This window comes from Stenotrophomonas sp. GD03958, assembly GCF_029839005.1.
Classification (GTDB): Bacteria; Pseudomonadota; Gammaproteobacteria; order Xanthomonadales; family Xanthomonadaceae; genus Stenotrophomonas; species Stenotrophomonas hibiscicola.
Window position 1 is genome coordinate 1 of sequence record NZ_JAOBZT010000090.1, and the last position, 15,091, is coordinate 15,091.

Consider the following 15,091-nt stretch of genomic DNA (forward strand, 5'->3'; position numbering starts at 1 on the left):
TCCGGTTGCGGGGGCGTGAGCGCCATGGGCCCGAGGCATGCCTCGGGCGGGTTGGGCAGGACGCCCAACCCCGGTCTTGCCGTGTGCGCAGGACAGCGCAGACGAGCAAGGCGCGACCGAGCCCCCATGGGTGAGGGCGCTTCGCTTGCGAAGCATTGCTTCGCAAGCGCCCGAACGCCCAGCCGCCAGCGGCTGGGCCGGACTGGGGATTCACGGCGTCCCCCGCAACCGGACCCACCCCGCCTCCCTACAGTAACCCCGCTGTTGCTGTTGCTGTTGCTGTTGCCTCCAGCAGGTGCAGGGCTGCAAGCCCTGCCAAACACCCCCCTTACTTCAAACGCAGCAGCAGGCTGCCGCCCGCACACACCACCGCCAGCCAGGCCACGCCGTGCCATCCCCATTGCGCCAGCGCCAGGCTGCCCAGCGCACCGCCGGCGGCCATGCCGATGAACATGCCGGTGAACAACAGCGCATTGAGCCGGCTGCGTGCCGGCGGTACCAGGCCATAGACCAGGGTCTGGTGCGCCACCAGCGCCGACTGGAAGCCGAAGTCGAACAGCAGCGCACTCACCACCAGCAACGGCAGCAGCGCGGCGGCCGGCAACCAGGCTTCGGCCAGCAGCAGGCCGAAGCCCAGCAGCGCCACCGCAATCGCCAGCCGTGCCACCGCATGGCACCCCAGTCGATCAGCAAAACGGCCAGCAAACGGCGCGGCCAGTGCACCGGCCGCACCCGCAATACCAAACGCACCCGCCGCCGCACTACCCAGCCCCAGGCGGGCATGCAGCATCAGCGCCAGGGTCGACCAGAACGCGCTGAATCCCACGGCCAGCAGCGACTGGCTGGCCACTGCACGACGCAGCTGCGGCTGCTCGCGCCACAACGCCAACAACGAACCCAACAACGCCGGATAGCGCAGCGTGCTGGTCGGCGCGAAGCGCGGCAGCGCAAGCGCCATCACCGCGCCCATCGCCGCCACCGATACCGCCGCCAGCACGAACTGCGTGCGCCAACCCCACGCTTCAGCCACCACGCCACTCACCACCCGCGACAACAGGATGCCGAGCAGCAGGCCGGTCATCACCCGGCCGACGATCTGGCCGCGCTGCGCGTCCGGCGCCAGCACCGCCGCTGCGGGCACGATGTCCTGCGCCAGCGTGGCCGTCAGCCCGACAAGCAGGCTGGCCACCAGCAGGCCCGGCAGCTGCCCGGCCATTGCTGCTGCGCCCAGGGCGAGCGCCAGCAGCGCGGACTTCAACAGGATCAGTTGGCGGCGGTCAAAGCGATCGCCCAGCGGCGCCAGCAGCAGGATGCCCAGTGCATAGCCGAGCTGGGTCAGGGTCGGTACCAGGCCGGCGGCGCGCTCGCCTGCGCCGAGGTCCTGGGCGATCAGGCCCAGCATCGGCTGGCTGTAGTAGAGGGAGGCGACCGAGAAGCCGGCGCCGGCCGCCATTGCCAGCACCAGCGGGGTGGAGGGCGCGGTCGCGGGTGCGGCGACGGATAGCGAAGGGGTAGACATTGGGGGGTCCGGTGAAAGAAGTGGACGTATCCTGACCGTATTCGCCAAACGTCTGTAGTAGGCTTCTGCACATACACTTCATACGTGATACGCATGAATGACCTCGCAACCGGTGCGGATCGCCTGGATCTGCTGCGCACCTTCCTGCGCATCGTGGATGCGGGCAGCCTGTCTGCCGCGGCCCTGCAGCTGGGCACCACCCAGCCGACGATCAGCCGACGCCTGCAGGCACTGGAGCGGCAGCTCGGCCTGCGCCTGCTGCAGCGCTCCACCCACGGCCTGCAACTGACCGAGGACGGCCTGCGCTGCCAGCGTCATGCACAACGCGTGGTCGACGAATGGGAGTCGCTGCAGGCCGAACTGAACGGCGAACCGGAAACGCTGCGCGGACGCCTGCGGGTGATGGTGCCGCATGCCTTTGGCCAGGCGCAGCTGCTACCGACCATGCTCGCGTTCCTCGCCCAGCACCCACAGCTGAGCCTGGAGTGGATCCTGGAAGATCGTCGCCCGGATTTCATCGCCGAAGGCATCGACTGCGCGGTGCGGGTGGGACCGGTCGACGAACCGCGCATGGTGGCACTGCCGCTGGCCGAAGTGCCGCGCATCGTCGTGGCGGCGCCCTCGCTGGTGCAGTCCACCGCGATCAGCACACCAGAACAGGCGCAGGCACTGCCATGGATCTCGCTGGTCACCTACTACCGCGAACGCCTGCTGCTGCATGACGCGCAGGGGCGCGCGCATACCCTTTCGATCAGCCCGCGCCTGCTCAGCGACAACCTGTTCGTGGTGCAGCAGGCTGCACGCGCCGGGTTGGGCGCAGCGGTGGTCTCGGCTTGGCTGGTGGCCGACGACCTCGCCCAAGGGCGTCTGGTGCAGCTGCTGCCGGACTGGCAGGCGCCGGCACTGCCGGTGCATGTCGTGTTTCCTGCCGCGCGCCAGCAGCCGCCGCGGCTGCGCGCCTTCATCGATGCGATGAAGGCCGCACTGCCGCAGCTGCACGGCATGCGGCCGGCGCCGCGCTAGGTCACCGGCCGCCTCATCCACGCATGGCGTGGATCTACTGCTGATCGCGGGTATGGATGCCCGAACGGCAACCGGTAGATCCACGCCATGCGTGGATTCCGCCCCGCCCCACCCTCAATTGGCCTTCGCCGCCTCGGCATTCCACGCCGCCACCCTGGCCTTGGTATCAGCCAACATCCTGTCCAGCGCAGCGCGGTCATACACGCTGCCACGCAGGATCACGCTGTCGATCTTCTCGGTGGCGGCGATGTCCTGCAGCGGGTTGGCGGTCAGCAGCACCAGATCGGCCGCCTTGCCCTGTGCAACACCACCGTAACGGTCCATCTGGCCGAACCAGGCCGGGCCGGAACGGGTTGCGGCCGACAGCGCCTGCGGTGCGCTCAGGCCCTCCTTCACGAACAGCTGCAGCTCCTGGTGCAGGGCGATGCCTGGGAAGTTGAACGAGTTGAGGAAGCCCGCATCGGTACCGGCGATGATCGTCACGCCGGCCTCCTGCAGCATCGGCAGCACTGCGGCCACCTGGTGGTACTGCGCGTGGCGCGCTTCGATCTGCGCCGGCGTGGCCTTCGCCGCGCGGTCCACGCGCCACTGGTAGGTCGCGCGCAGGCCAGGGCCGATGTAGGCCAGGTACGGATCTGTGGCGTGGTCATCCTGATCTAGGAAGTCGAGGATGCGGCCACCGTTGAGGGTCGGGGTCACGAACACGCCGCGCTTGGCGAAGTCACGGTAGGCGTGCATCGCGGTGTCACGGTCGAAGCTGGCGTCGAGGCGGCGATTGGCTTCGGCGCGGTCGATGCGGCCGGCGCCGAAGTCGGCGGCGATCTGCGCTTCATCCTTGCTGCCGGCCTTGAATGCGTAGTCCAGATGCTCGATCGACGCCAAGCCGGCATCGACCGCCTGCTCCACGGTCAGCGCCATTGGAATGTGGCCCGAGGCCTTGAAGCCGGCCTTTCGCGCCGCACTGGCCGAGTACAGGAACAGTTCCGGCTTCAGCGTACTGTCGGTGATCTTCACGAAATCGACCTTGTCGTGCTGCAGGCGGGTAATCGCCTTGTCGGCGTCGGCCTCGCTGCCCACTTCGATCGTGCCCTTCCAGACCGGCTTGATGCCTTCGATCTTCGCGCCCGAACTGAGCAGGCGTGGGCCGAACAGCGTGCCCTTGGCGATTTCGCCACGCCACTGCAGCACCTGCTCGGGCAGATCGCCGGAACAGTCGCGCACGGTGGTGATGCCGTGCGCGATGTACAGCGGCAGCAGTGCCTTGTTCTCTTCGATCAGCGCCGGGCCACCACCGAAGTGCACGTGCATGTCCCACAGGCCCGGAATGAGGTACTTGCCCTTGGCATCGATCTGGCGGGCCGCGCTCCACTGGCTGCGCAGCTGCGCATCTGGACCGACGGCGACGATGTCCTCGCCGCGGATCACCACGCTCTGCCCGGCCAGGGTGCTGGCGTGCTCGACATCGACCACGGTGGCATTGCGGATCAGCAGGTCGGCGCGCTCGGCGGCAGACGCCGACAGAGGTGCTACCGCAAGGAGGATGGCAAGGGACAACGGACGGGAACGGAACATGGACAGCATCCTGATGGGCACGCCCAGCGTGCGGGTGGAAGGGGTTTGCATTCAGCGGAGCGCGCCGTGCTGGCGCAGCAGGGTCTCAATTCCGGCATAGCCGCGCTGGCGTGCGTGCGTCAGCGGCGTCACGCCATCGCCGTCGGCAAGCTCCGGGTCGGCACCTGCCTCCAGCAGTAGCTGCACGATCTGCACGTGGCGCGCACCGCCATCGCCGAGCAGGATCGCTTCCAGCAGCGCGGTCCAGTGCAGGCGGTTGACATGATCCACCGCCACACCGGCCCGCAGCAGCGTGCGCACAGTGGCGACGTGACCGCGCTCGGCGGCCGGAATCAGCGCGGTGCCGCCATAGCGGTTGGTGCTGCGCAGATCGGCGCCATGCGCCAGGGTCATCGCCAGGATCTCGTCCAGGCCCCGCGCGCCGGCGTACAGGTAGGCGCTGTCCTGCAACGCATCCTTGGCATTGACGTCTGCCCCGGCTTCGATCAGCTCGCGCGCGGCCTCCACGTTGTTGCCGTGCGTGGCCAGCAGCAGCGCGGTGCGGCCCTGGCCATCGCGCGCCTCCAGCGTGGCGCCCTCCTCGATCGCCTGTCGCACCGCATCGGCGTCGCCGCGGCTGGCAGCATCCCGCAGGCGCGCGTCTGCGTCGGCCCGGGACGTGGCGGTGCAGGCGGGGGTGACCATGGCCAGCAGGCACAACAGCAGCACGCGCGTGAAGGGCGCAGGCCAGCCAGCGGAATGATGAACGCGCATGACAGTGTCTCCTCGTGTCCGTCGCCACGGAACGCCGTGCGACGGTAGCAACAGCCGCGCATTGCCGGCCCCTGCCCTGCATGGTAGAAGTCGGCCTGGGTATCCAGAAGTGAAATGTTCAAATGCAAGACAGTGCCAAATCGAATAGAACCCTGTTCGAACTGGACCTGCTGCGGGCGCTGGTGATGGTGGCCGACTGCGGCAGCTTCACCACGGCGGCCACGCGCCTGCATTCGACCCAGTCCACGGTCAGCCAGAAGGTGCGCCGGCTGGAGGAACTGGCCGGGCATCGCCTGCTCGAACGCGGCCATCGCGACGTGCACCCCACCGATGCCGGCCACACCCTGCTCGGCTATGCGCGGCGCATGCTCGACCTGAACGAGGAAATGGCACAGGCGCTGGCCGGCGCGACGGTGGAAACCGCGGTCCGCATCGGCGTACCGGAGGACTTCGTCAACCCGCAGACCACTCGCATGCTGGCCACCTTCAGCCGCCGCCACCCGCAGGTGAAGCTGGAGATCAGCAGCGGCCTCAGCCGTGACCTGGCGCAGGGCTTCGACCACGGCGAGTTGGACCTGGTGCTGGTCAAACAACGCCGCAACAGCCGCCAGGCGGTGCATTGCCGGCGCGAGCCGATGCACTGGATCGACAGCCTGCGCAGCAGCTGCCTGCAGCAGGACCCGCTGCCGCTGGTCACCTTCCCGCCGCGAGGGCTGTACCGCGACGAGATGATCCACGCCGTGGAAGCCTTGGGCCTGCGTTGGCGCATTGCCTTCACCAGTTCGTCGCTGAGTGGCATCCAGGGCGCGGTGGCCGATGGCATCGGCATCAGCCTGCTGCCACGCCGCGCGGTCAGCCGCGAGCACCGCATCATCGATGGAGAGCGCGAGCTGCCGGTGATCGACAACTACGAGATCGGCCTGCTACATCGCGCGGACGCCGATGATGCCGTGCGCGCACTGGCCAGCGAGCTGTGGCGGCAGGTACAGCGCGAACCGGACTGACCACAGTAGATCCACGCCATGCGTGGATGCCTTTCGCGCATCACGCATCGAAACATGGTCACTCCGGCCGTACGACGGGCAACAATCGCCTCGTAGAGTGCCTGTTGTTTCCGTGCTCCACGGCGCCTTGGCATGTCCGACCAATTCCCCACCCGTTTCGATCCCCTGCCTGCTGCACTGCAGACGCATCTGCAGCACCAGCGCTCGCTGATCGCCGCGCGCGTGGCCGCCAGCTTCCCGACGTTGCCGGTGCAATGGCCCCTGGCCCCCAGCACATTGCAGCGCGTGGTCGATGCCGAGCTGATCGACCGCGCCGACTGCGATGGCTGGGAAGCACTGGGCGTGGCATTCGGTGACACTCTGGCCCAGCGCGTGCCGGGCCTGACCTGGATGCAGGTGACCGATGCCTGGGGCATCGACGCGGTGCTGCGCTATGCCGACAGCAGCCTGCAGATCGGCGCCAGCACCCTGCTGCTCAAGCGCGTGGAGCAGGGCGAGATCATCGACATCGCCCACCTGCTTGCGTGGCTGGAAGAGTTCGTCGCTACCCGCGCTGACGATTACGCCTGAAAAGCAGCCGAGCATGGCTCGGCACTACAAGGGTCTGGCGAGGCGTGGATCTACAGCCAGCGGCCGTCAACCACCACGCGGCGCTCCACCGGCACCCCGGCCACGGCGGCCGGGCCGTGGTCGGCACGCACGGCCACGAAGGTCGCCGGCCGGCCTTCGGCAATGCCATGCTGCGGCAGGCCGATCACCTGCGAGGCGTGGGTGGTGACCATGTCCAGCGCCAGCATCAGGTCGGCATCGGTGTAGAACCCGGAACGGTAGCCCAGCAACATCGCGCGCTGCAGCAGGTCCCCATTGCCATACGGCCACCAGCAGTCGCGGATGTTGTCGTTGCCTGCGAACACGCGCACACCGGCATCATGCAGCGCGCGCAGCGGCGGGAACGGATGATCGCCCGGCGCGTTGCTCATGATCGCCACACCCGCCGTGGCCAGTGCTTCGCCCACCTGCAGCGCGCGCGCCAGCGGCACTTCGCCCAGCGAATAGGCATGGCTGACCGCAACCCGCCCCTGCAGGCCGGCGGCCCGCGTCCGCGCTGCAATGCGCAGCAGCTGCGCCAGGCCGGTTTCGCCGGGCTCGTGCAGATGGATGTCCAGCTGCACGCCGTAGCGCTCGGCCAGGCCGAACAGCAGCGCCAATTGGCCTTCGGCATCACCATCGAGCGTGGTCGGGTCGATGCCGCCGAGCACCTCCACGCCCGCAGCAAGCGCCTGCTCCAGCACGGCGGCGGTGCCGGGACAGGAGATCACCCCGGCCTGCGGAAACGCCACCAGCTGGATCCGCATGATGTCGGCGCAGCGCAGCGCCGCCTCGCGCACTGCTTCGAGATGGCCGAGACCGGTGCTGGCGTCGATATCGACATGGCAGCGCATCGCCACGGTACCGAAAGCACTGCATTGGCGGATCAGCGCCTCGGCACGGTCCACCATCGGTGCCGCATCCGCCACCGCCGCCTTCTCCACCGCCAGCCGCTCACGCAGGCTGTTCACCGGCTGGTGCGGGTGCCAACGGTCGCCGACAAAGCTCTTGTCGAGGTGAATGTGGCCGTCGACCAGCCCGGGCAGCACCGCGAAGCCCTGCAGGTCGACGCATTCCGCTCCGTCATCCGGCGCGGTCTCGCCATTGAGCCCGCTGATGCGACCATCACGGATATGGAAATGCAGTGGCGCACCGTCGCGGTCGACACCGCCATGGACGAACTGGAGGGTCATCGGGAACTCCCGGGATGCCAAGAATGGCGCCATCGTGCGCCTCGCCGCAGCCATCGGCCAACGAAATATCTGGATGGCACGCATTCATCAGAGCGATGACTGCCCTGCGACAACCGGTCGCAGCCACGCCGTGCACACCCCTGAACGGGTAACATGGGCGCCTGTTTCCGCTGTGATGCCGCATGGGCCCGTCCGACCGCCACGATCGTCTCCGCCGCTGGCAGGCCGCCTCCCTGCTTGCCGCCGCCCCGATCGCCAGCCTGTCCGCCACCGATGCAGCGGCTGCCGCGCCGCTGCATTCACCGCCGGGCCAGCAGCGCATTGCCCCGGCTGCACTGGTCGAGCGCCTGCACCAGCGCGTGCTGTCCGGGCAGAGCGCCACTGCCACGCTGGAACACTGGTGCGCCGAGCACGGCCTGGCCGAACAGGCGCGGGTGCGTGCAGTGCGCGTACACGGCCAGGACAAGCCCGCGCCCACCGACGTGCTGCAGGCGCTGGGCGTGAAGCCGGGTACCGACCTGCGCTATCGCCGCGTGCAGCTGGTCTGCGGTAGCCGCGTACTGTCCGAGGCCGACAACTGGTACCTGCCTGGCCACCTCAGCCCGGCCATGAACCAGGTGCTGGACAGCACCGATGAACCGTTCGGTCGCGTGGTCGGCCCGCTCGGTTTCCAGCGCCAGACCCTGGCTGACCAGACCTTCTGGCCGCCGCGGGGCGAAGGCGACCACGGCGTGATCCTGGAAGTGCGCGCGCTGTTGCGCGATCGCCAGCAGCAGCCTTTCAGCTACGTCATCGAGTCGTACCTGCAGCAGGCACTGCTCTAGGCCGCCGGCGCACGCCATCACAGCGGATAGGGACACAGCAGAAGGCCCGGCATTGCCGGGCCTTCTGTCTGCCCGCCGGATCAGCGGAACCGGTAGTCCAGCTGCACCCAGTACTGGCGGCCATACGGGTCGTAGTTGCCGACCGGGTAGAACGGCCAGCCGCCACCGTTCCTGTCCGCCGGCGGGCGGCTGTCGCGCAGGTTGTTGACGATCACGCCCACCGACAGGTTCTCGCCGAACTGGCGGAACACGCTGGCGTTGTACGTCATGTACGGCGCGATGCGGCCACTGCCATCGGTCTTCGGCAGTGAACCGAAACGATTGCCGTACAGCGTGGTGGTCCAGTCTCCCTGGTTCCAGGTGATGCTGCCGTTGGCCTTGCTGCGCCACTGGTAGTCATCCAGCGAATTGCGGATGTCACGCTCCGGATCATCGGAGAACTGCCGGTATTTGTGCTCCAGCACCACGGTGTAGGCCAGGCGCGTGGTGAAGCGGCCATAGCGGCCGGCATCGAAACGCCAGTTGCCCTTCAGGTCCAGGCCGCGCACCGATTCGGAGGCCGCGTTGATCGGGTTGATCAGCACGCGGGTTACCTGGTCCGGCTGCACCGTGGCATTGGACGGGTTGCGGATCACCCGCGACAGCGCGTCCTGGCACAGCGGTGAACCGATATCGCGTGCTTCGCCACCCAACGTGCGGCCCAGGCGGCAATCGGCTTCATCACGAAGAATACGGCTGGTGTCGAGGCTGGTGACCTCATTGTCGATACGGATGTCGTAGTAGTCAGCACTGAAGTCCAGCCCGGACAGCGGCGACCAGACCACGCCGAAACCATAGGATTTGGCGGTTTCCGGCTGCAGCTGTGCGTTGGCGCGGTTGCTGTAGTCGATCGACAGGCCGTTGTAATCGCAGTTGTCATACGACTGGCCTGCGGTGCGGCAGCGCCAGTAGTCGGTCATGCCCGGGTTGTAACCGCGCGTCTCCGTCGCGAACACGTAGTTCATGTCCGGCGCCCGGAAACTGGTCGCCGCCGTACCGCGGATCAGCAGGCTCTCGATCGGGCGGAACTCGACGCCGAAGCTCCAGGTCGCCTTGCCGATGTGCTCACCACCGGCACGGTACTGGTCATAGCGCCCGGCCAGGGTGGTGGTGAGCGACTGCAGCAACGGCAGCTGCAGCTCCACGCCGGCAGCATAGCGGTCGCGCTCGCCACCGGCACCAATACCGGCGCTGGTGTTCCAGAATTCACCGGTGCCCAGTCGCGGGTCCGGTCGATTGCGATAGCCCTGGCTGCCAGCCTCGACCACCGCGGCCAGCGCAGCATCGCCACCGGGCAGTGCGAACAGCCGGCCGTTGACGCTGGCGCTGAAGGTCTGCAGCCACGCCGCGTTGCGGCTCTCCTGGTAGCCGGACAGGCTCTGGTACTCGTTCGGGCTCAGCGGCTGGAACAGGCGCGCCGGATCCGGCGCATAGACCTCTACGCCATTGCGCACGCCCAGCTTCGGGCCAAGCAGGTATTCGTTGATACCGGCCAGCAGCACCGGGCGGCGGGTGCGGTTCTCGTAACGCGAGCGGCTGTAGACCGCCTCATAGTCCCAGCCACTGTCGCCGATCTGGCCGCGCGCGCCGACGTTGAATGACCACGAGTTCTCCAGGAAGCGGTTGGCATTGCGCGGCAGGCCACCGATTTCCTCGGGCGCAAAGCGGCGGTACCAGCTTTCCAGGTTGCCGGTGGTCTGGTTGTAGAAGTAGTTGCGCGCCGAGGTCCAGGTGGGCGCACGGGTATTGTTGGTGATGCGTGCACTGCCCACGGCCAGATCGGCGAACAGGTCGGTGGTCTCGTTGACGTGGAAGGTCAGCAGGCCGTAGCCGTTGAGGTTGCGCTTCTCGGTCTGCACCGTCCAGTAGCTGGCGGCGGCCTCGTTGCTGCCGCAATACCAGCCCTGGCGCGGGTTGAAGGCACGGAACACGCTGCCGCCATAGATGTCCGACGCCGCGTCGCAGCCATTGGCGCCCGGATCGATGTTGCGACCGGTAGCGGCGTTGCGGCGATACGCGATCGCGGTCGCCTGCGGCGCCTTGCCGGCGGGGTCATCATCCAGCGAGTCCATGAAATCGCGCTGGCGCGCATGGATCGCCTTGCGCACGTCGAACTCGAAGCCGAACAGGGCATCCCAGCGCTCGCCGGAACTGCCACCGACCACCTGCGCGCGCTGGTTGTCACCCCCGCCCTGCTGGGTGCCGCCGGCCCGCACGTTCACGTCCACGCCCTCAAAGCGGTCCTTGAGGATGATGTTGACCACACCGGCGATGGCATCGGAGCCGTACACCGCCGACGCACCCGCAGACAGCACCTCGATCCGCTCGATCAGCGCGCTGGGAATGTTGGCCAGGTTGACCACGTTCACCGAGCCCTCGTAGGCCAGCGGGTAGTCGGCCTGGCGGCGGCCGTTGACCAGCACCAGCGTGCGGTTCGGACCCAGTCCGCGCAGGTTGATGGTGTTGGCGGCCGGCGTGAACGTATTGCCGAAGTCCTCGCCCTGTACGTTGCCGGTGTTCTCGGTCAGCGCGCTCAAAGCGTCAAAGGCATTGCGGTAGCCCTGCGCGTCGATCTGCTCGCGGCTGATCACCGTCACCGGCGAGGGCCCCTCGACACTGGCGCGCGGAATGCGCGAGCCGGTGACCTTCACTTCCTGCAATGTGGTGGGCGCGCTTTCCTGCGCGAAGGCCGGCAGCGAAACCAGCATCAGGGACGACAGTGCGAGCACCAGCGGACGCGGGCGCAGCGCCTTGGGGGAGGCGGACATGGGCTTCCTGGGGGAGTTGGGCGGGTGGTAGCGGGAGCGGCCTGTGCGGCACATAACGATCCCGTAACGAAAGTGTCCTGAATGGGTGGTTTCAACGGAAATGACCAGGCCTGATGGCCTTATGCCTGAACCGAATCAGTCCCCCGGCGCCGCTCACCGCATTTTTGCAATGTTTTGAATGGTGCAGGGGGGCGGGCACGGCCATCGTGCCGGGGATGATGATCCCGTATCCCACCCCGCTTCTCCCCCCGTTGCGGCCGGTGCTGCGCCGTCACCTGCTGCAGCTGCAGGCCGCACCGGTCACCCTGCGCCCGTTCCAGCGTACCGACCTGCCGCGCTGGCGCCTGTTCGATGATCGCCGCCGGCGCGGCCGACGCCATCCGGCGGGTATCGACGAGGAAGCCCGCTTCCTGGCCCACATGCACCGCTCGCGGCTGGAGCAGGACAACGATCAGCTGATGCTGGGGGTATTCGATGACGAGCACGGCACAGTACTGGACCAGTTGCATGTCCGCCTGCAGTGCTTGCAGACGCGCTGCGCCGAGCTGCTGTCGCTGCAGCATTGGCACCCGCACGCGGATGCAGCGCTGCGGGCGCTGTGCCCGTTCCTTTTCGAGGATGTGGGCGTGCACCGCCTGTTCGTGATGCTGCCACCGGACTGCAGCAGCCCGTTCGCCACTGCACTGCACGCCTTCGGCTTCGAACAGGAAGGGCTGCTGCGCGACCATCACCTGGATCTGGACGGTTGGCAGGATCGCCAGCTGCTGGCGCTGACCGCGCCGGTCTGGCGCAGCCGCCAGCACCCCGAAAGTTAGCGGACCCGCTCCAGCGATGCACCTGCGCCGGTCAGCACTGCGCAGGCGTGGTCCTGCAGCTCTTCAGCGCTGGCCTCGTTACCGGTGCCGGGGTCCACACGGGTGGCCAGCAGGATGAAGCCGGGGCCACCCTGCACGGGTTCCCGGCCGGCCACCACCAGGCTCCACTGGCCCACGTCGCCCACGCCGGCGAGGTCATAGGCCAGCAGATTGAGCGGATTGGCGGTCAGTTCCGCGCCCGGCAACAGGCGGGCCTGGTACTGATGACCACGCAGCGGCACCGGCAGCGGTGCCCAGCGGCTGCCCAGGGCAGCGGCATGCGCGTCCAACGCCTGCAGCACGTCGGCACGCAGGCAATCCACGTGGATGTGCAGCTGGTGCTGCGAACGGCCGTGCGGCGAGTTCAACGCCAGGCTCGCGACGTTGCGCGGCAGCGGTTGCCGCAAGGCCTGTTCGGTGTGGCTGCGCGCCTGCCAGGCGGCAGCGAAGTAGTTCGGTGCACCACGCTGGTACAGGCTGCGGCTCTCGATACCGCTGACCTTGTCCAGCGGCATCAGCAGGAACTGGTAGTCGCCGTGCGCGTCCTTGACCAGCACATCGCGGCGGTCTGCGGCCGGCTCCACCCGCAGGCAGTCACCCCGCGGCCCTCCAGCGCCACGGCAGTCACGCTCGATCAACCGCCACAGCGCATCGGCATGGGCCGGCGGCGGCGGCGCGCTTGCACAGGCAGACAAGAGCAGAAGGGACGGCAGCAGGAAGGGGCGCAGGGACACGGAAACAACTCACGGAACAGGCACGGCACACAGCGCCGCGCTGCATTCTAGCCAGTGCGCTGCTGCAATCAGTAGGTGCCGAACGGCACTTCAACCACGATCGGTGCCCCGCCCTCGCCCGCCTGCAGGCTGTAGCGGTCCAGCGCACCATCGTCATCAGCATGCGGCTGGCGTTGGAAATGCAGCGGATAGCGAATGTCCCCCAGGCGGACGGCGCTGCCGTCGGCCTCCAGCGCGGCACCTTCGGGAATAAGCAGCCCGCCCAGGTCGCTGTAGGCGCCCGGCACGTCGGCGAAGCTGTAGTCGGCCAGTTCGTCCACCCGTTGCATCGCATAGACGTGCGGCACATAGGGACGTACCGGGCTGCGGCCATTGCTCAGGTCGGTCACCCAGGCCTGCGGCAGGTGGTACTGCTCACGCAGCGCGGCCACCCCCAGCGAGGGGCTGGCCACCTGCAGGCAGCACACCGTCCGCTTGCCTTCACGGTCGAGGATGGCGAAACGGTCGCCACGGGTCGCCGCCTGCGGCAGCATGGCAAAGGCCAGATTACGCTGCGCAGGCTCGTAGCCCGCTTCGGTCTGCAGGTTGCGCCAGGCGCCGAACACCGGGGTTTCGACCGCCGCGGGTTCCGGTTCGGCAGCGGAGGCGGCAAACGCCACGCCCAGCAACGACAACACCAGCGCCGTCATCGTCTTGTCCTTGCCGCGGAAACTGCCTGACGTCATACCGTACCCAACACCTGCGCCGGAAGGGCCCGGCCTGCCTGCTGGCGTACTGCCAGCCATTGCTCCCACTATGCAATGACCACGCTGTGCCGGCAATGACCGGATCGCTGACGCCTTTCGCACGCCCGGTGCTATCGTTCCCGTCACCTTCCCCTGCGCAGGAGCGCTAGCATGTCCGCATTCCGTCTGTCCCTGTTGCTGCCGGCCTCTGCCCTGCTGCTGTCGGCCTGCGTCAGCACCCCTGGCCCGGAAGTCAAAGGCAGCGGCCGCTGCGACGCCAGCCAGCTGGGCTGGGCGATCGGCCAGCCGGCCAATGAGCCCAACATCCGCCGCCTGTCCCGCGAGAGTGGTGCCGGCCTGGTCAACCCGATCGGCCCCAGCACCATCACCACCAAGGACATCCGCCAGGACCGCCTGCGCGTGTTCGTGGACAAGGACAACATCATCACGTCCACGCGCTGCGAGTAAGCGCCGCCACAGGCTTCTGTAGAGCCGAGCCCACGCTCGGCTGCTCTCTGGTCCGGCCACGCGAGAACCCCAGCCGAGCATGGCTCGACTCTACATTTCAGGGTTCGGTATAGCCGGCACAGTCCGGCAGTGCCTGGTCCGGGTGGAACGTCCCCGCCCCGAAGCGGAACAGCCGCGTGTAGGTACACACAGGGTCCTGTTCGGTGCGCAGATCCTGCTTCTTCAGCGGCCCCCTGGCCAGCGAATCCTCGAAGCGCGAAACACCGGCCGGGAACCGGGTCGCCACGGTCTGGTAGCGCAGCACCGGCATACCCTCGGCAGCCGTGTCCAGCGCCAGCTTTGCCGAGAAGCCGTATTCGTCGTGGCAGGCACCGGCGCGCTGCCTGATGTCCTGCTCGCTGAAACAGGCGCGGATCATCGCATTGCCCAGCCATGGCACGGTCAGCACGTCGTCGTCCACCTGGATGTCGTTCTGCAGGTGGCGCACGCGTGCCAGCTGCAGCGTGGACGCGTCGGCACCTCCACCGGAGTACATGGTGCTGAACTTGACGATGCCACCAACGAGCACATTCTGGCGGGCGCGCTGCTGCGGGTCGGTCACCGGTTCATCGCTGCCCACGCCAGGGGCGAGCCGCACGATCCATGGCCACAGCGACAGCTCGCTTTCCTGCGGCACGTCGATGCTCACGTGGTAGGTGTGCGGCTTGCCCCGGCCCTGCACCTTCTCAAGCACTTCCAGCACGCTCGGCCGGTCACCCTCCTCGGCAACCGGTTGCACGCGCATGCACCAGTTGCCGTCCCGCGTGCAGTCATAAAGCCCCGACGGTCCAGTCTCACTCGCGATCAGCACCTGTCCCAGCGGCTCCATCACATTGCCGGCGGTATCGCGCTGCTGCGGCAGGATCGTGGACTGGGCCAGCGCCAGCAGCGGGGTCGCCAGCAATGCGACGCACATGATCGTGCGGGCAACGATGATGGGCATTGAGGAGATTCCTGCTCGTGGGATCCAGATGGTAACCGCTGCCTT

Annotated in this window: 14 protein-coding genes; 6 read left to right on the forward strand and 8 right to left on the reverse strand. The window is 67.8% G+C overall.

Annotated features, from left to right (window positions below):
- Positions 1-328: 328 nt before the first annotated feature.
- Positions 329-1,519, reverse strand: coding sequence for an MFS transporter (locus N5C25_RS18560; RefSeq protein WP_279937589.1), 1,191 nt, complete (start codon positions 1,517-1,519; stop codon positions 329-331).
- Between the two features lie 93 nt (positions 1,520-1,612).
- Between N5C25_RS18560 and N5C25_RS18565 the strand changes: the two genes are divergently transcribed.
- Complete coding sequence (locus N5C25_RS18565; RefSeq protein ID WP_279937590.1) at positions 1,613-2,542, forward strand: LysR family transcriptional regulator; 930 nt, start codon at positions 1,613-1,615, stop codon at positions 2,540-2,542.
- Between the two features lie 114 nt (positions 2,543-2,656).
- Here the strand turns inward: N5C25_RS18565 and N5C25_RS18570 are convergent, their stop codons facing one another.
- Positions 2,657-4,114 carry an amidohydrolase family protein gene (locus N5C25_RS18570; RefSeq protein ID WP_279937592.1) on the reverse strand — a complete coding sequence of 486 codons (1,458 nt, stop codon included), beginning with the start codon at positions 4,112-4,114 and terminating at the stop codon, positions 2,657-2,659.
- Between the two features lie 51 nt (positions 4,115-4,165).
- A complete protein-coding gene (locus N5C25_RS18575) occupies positions 4,166-4,867 on the reverse strand; it encodes an ankyrin repeat domain-containing protein (protein ID WP_251101804.1) in 702 nt (233 codons plus the stop codon).
- A 122-nt stretch (positions 4,868-4,989) separates the two neighbouring features.
- Between N5C25_RS18575 and N5C25_RS18580 the strand changes: the two genes are divergently transcribed.
- Together N5C25_RS18580 and N5C25_RS18585 are read left to right on the forward strand one after the other, a co-directional pair.
- Entirely contained in the window at positions 4,990-5,871 is an 882-nt protein-coding gene (locus N5C25_RS18580) for a LysR substrate-binding domain-containing protein (RefSeq protein WP_279937594.1), read from the forward strand.
- 132 nt (positions 5,872-6,003) lie between these two features.
- Positions 6,004-6,441: a DUF3806 domain-containing protein gene (locus N5C25_RS18585; RefSeq protein WP_019660206.1), complete on the forward strand. Its 438-nt coding sequence runs from the start codon at positions 6,004-6,006 to the stop codon at positions 6,439-6,441.
- 50 nt (positions 6,442-6,491) lie between these two features.
- On the opposite strand, the gene N5C25_RS18590 is transcribed toward N5C25_RS18585, so the two are convergent.
- Positions 6,492-7,652: an amidohydrolase family protein gene (locus N5C25_RS18590; RefSeq protein ID WP_262213906.1), complete on the reverse strand. Its 1,161-nt coding sequence runs from the start codon at positions 7,650-7,652 to the stop codon at positions 6,492-6,494.
- A 182-nt stretch (positions 7,653-7,834) separates the two neighbouring features.
- Here N5C25_RS18590 and N5C25_RS18595 point away from each other — a divergent pair, with 182 nt between their 5' ends.
- Positions 7,835-8,476 (forward strand): hypothetical protein, encoded by a 642-nt coding sequence (locus N5C25_RS18595; RefSeq protein ID WP_279937595.1) that lies wholly within the window; start codon positions 7,835-7,837, stop codon positions 8,474-8,476.
- Positions 8,477-8,556: 80 nt separating this feature from the next.
- Here the strand turns inward: N5C25_RS18595 and N5C25_RS18600 are convergent, their stop codons facing one another.
- Positions 8,557-11,283, reverse strand: coding sequence for a TonB-dependent receptor (locus N5C25_RS18600; RefSeq protein WP_279937597.1), 2,727 nt, complete (start codon positions 11,281-11,283; stop codon positions 8,557-8,559).
- 215 nt (positions 11,284-11,498) lie between these two features.
- Between N5C25_RS18600 and N5C25_RS18605 the strand changes: the two genes are divergently transcribed.
- Complete coding sequence (locus N5C25_RS18605; RefSeq protein WP_021204478.1) at positions 11,499-12,098, forward strand: GNAT family protein; 600 nt, start codon at positions 11,499-11,501, stop codon at positions 12,096-12,098.
- Here the strand turns inward: N5C25_RS18605 and N5C25_RS18610 are convergent.
- The gene (locus tag N5C25_RS18610; RefSeq protein ID WP_058981810.1) at positions 12,095-12,871 is read right to left on the reverse strand and encodes a CDP-diacylglycerol diphosphatase; all 777 of its coding nucleotides are present in this window, start codon (positions 12,869-12,871) and stop codon (positions 12,095-12,097) included. The genes N5C25_RS18605 and N5C25_RS18610 overlap by 4 nt on opposite strands.
- A 68-nt stretch (positions 12,872-12,939) precedes the next feature.
- Positions 12,940-13,596, reverse strand: a complete 657-nt coding sequence (locus N5C25_RS18615; protein WP_251101798.1) for a decarboxylase — start codon at positions 13,594-13,596, stop codon at positions 12,940-12,942.
- A 171-nt stretch (positions 13,597-13,767) separates the two neighbouring features.
- Here N5C25_RS18615 and N5C25_RS18620 point away from each other — a divergent pair, with 171 nt between their 5' ends.
- A complete protein-coding gene (locus N5C25_RS18620) occupies positions 13,768-14,064 on the forward strand; it encodes a hypothetical protein (protein ID WP_005413768.1) in 297 nt (98 codons plus the stop codon).
- 97 nt (positions 14,065-14,161) lie between these two features.
- On the opposite strand, the gene N5C25_RS18625 is transcribed toward N5C25_RS18620, so the two are convergent.
- Positions 14,162-15,046 carry a hypothetical protein gene (locus tag N5C25_RS18625; protein WP_251101796.1) on the reverse strand — a complete coding sequence of 295 codons (885 nt, stop codon included), beginning with the start codon at positions 15,044-15,046 and terminating at the stop codon, positions 14,162-14,164.
- Positions 15,047-15,091 lie beyond the last annotated feature (45 nt).

Coding starts and splice junctions, on each gene's coding strand:
- N5C25_RS18560 (WP_279937589.1), bottom strand. CDS start 1,519: ATGTCTACCCCTTCGCTATCCGTCGCCGCACCCGCGACCGCGCCCTCC.
- N5C25_RS18565 (WP_279937590.1), top strand. CDS start 1,613: ATGAATGACCTCGCAACCGGTGCGGATCGCCTGGATCTGCTGCGCACC.
- N5C25_RS18570 (WP_279937592.1), bottom strand. CDS start 4,114: ATGTTCCGTTCCCGTCCGTTGTCCCTTGCCATCCTCCTTGCGGTAGCA.
- N5C25_RS18575 (WP_251101804.1), bottom strand. CDS start 4,867: ATGCGCGTTCATCATTCCGCTGGCTGGCCTGCGCCCTTCACGCGCGTG.
- N5C25_RS18580 (WP_279937594.1), top strand. CDS start 4,990: ATGCAAGACAGTGCCAAATCGAATAGAACCCTGTTCGAACTGGACCTG.
- N5C25_RS18585 (WP_019660206.1), top strand. CDS start 6,004: ATGTCCGACCAATTCCCCACCCGTTTCGATCCCCTGCCTGCTGCACTG.
- N5C25_RS18590 (WP_262213906.1), bottom strand. CDS start 7,652: ATGACCCTCCAGTTCGTCCATGGCGGTGTCGACCGCGACGGTGCGCCA.
- N5C25_RS18595 (WP_279937595.1), top strand. CDS start 7,835: ATGGGCCCGTCCGACCGCCACGATCGTCTCCGCCGCTGGCAGGCCGCC.
- N5C25_RS18600 (WP_279937597.1), bottom strand. CDS start 11,283: ATGTCCGCCTCCCCCAAGGCGCTGCGCCCGCGTCCGCTGGTGCTCGCA.
- N5C25_RS18605 (WP_021204478.1), top strand. CDS start 11,499: ATGATGATCCCGTATCCCACCCCGCTTCTCCCCCCGTTGCGGCCGGTG.
- N5C25_RS18615 (WP_251101798.1), bottom strand. CDS start 13,596: ATGACGTCAGGCAGTTTCCGCGGCAAGGACAAGACGATGACGGCGCTG.
- N5C25_RS18620 (WP_005413768.1), top strand. CDS start 13,768: ATGTCCGCATTCCGTCTGTCCCTGTTGCTGCCGGCCTCTGCCCTGCTG.
- N5C25_RS18625 (WP_251101796.1), bottom strand. CDS start 15,046: ATGCCCATCATCGTTGCCCGCACGATCATGTGCGTCGCATTGCTGGCG.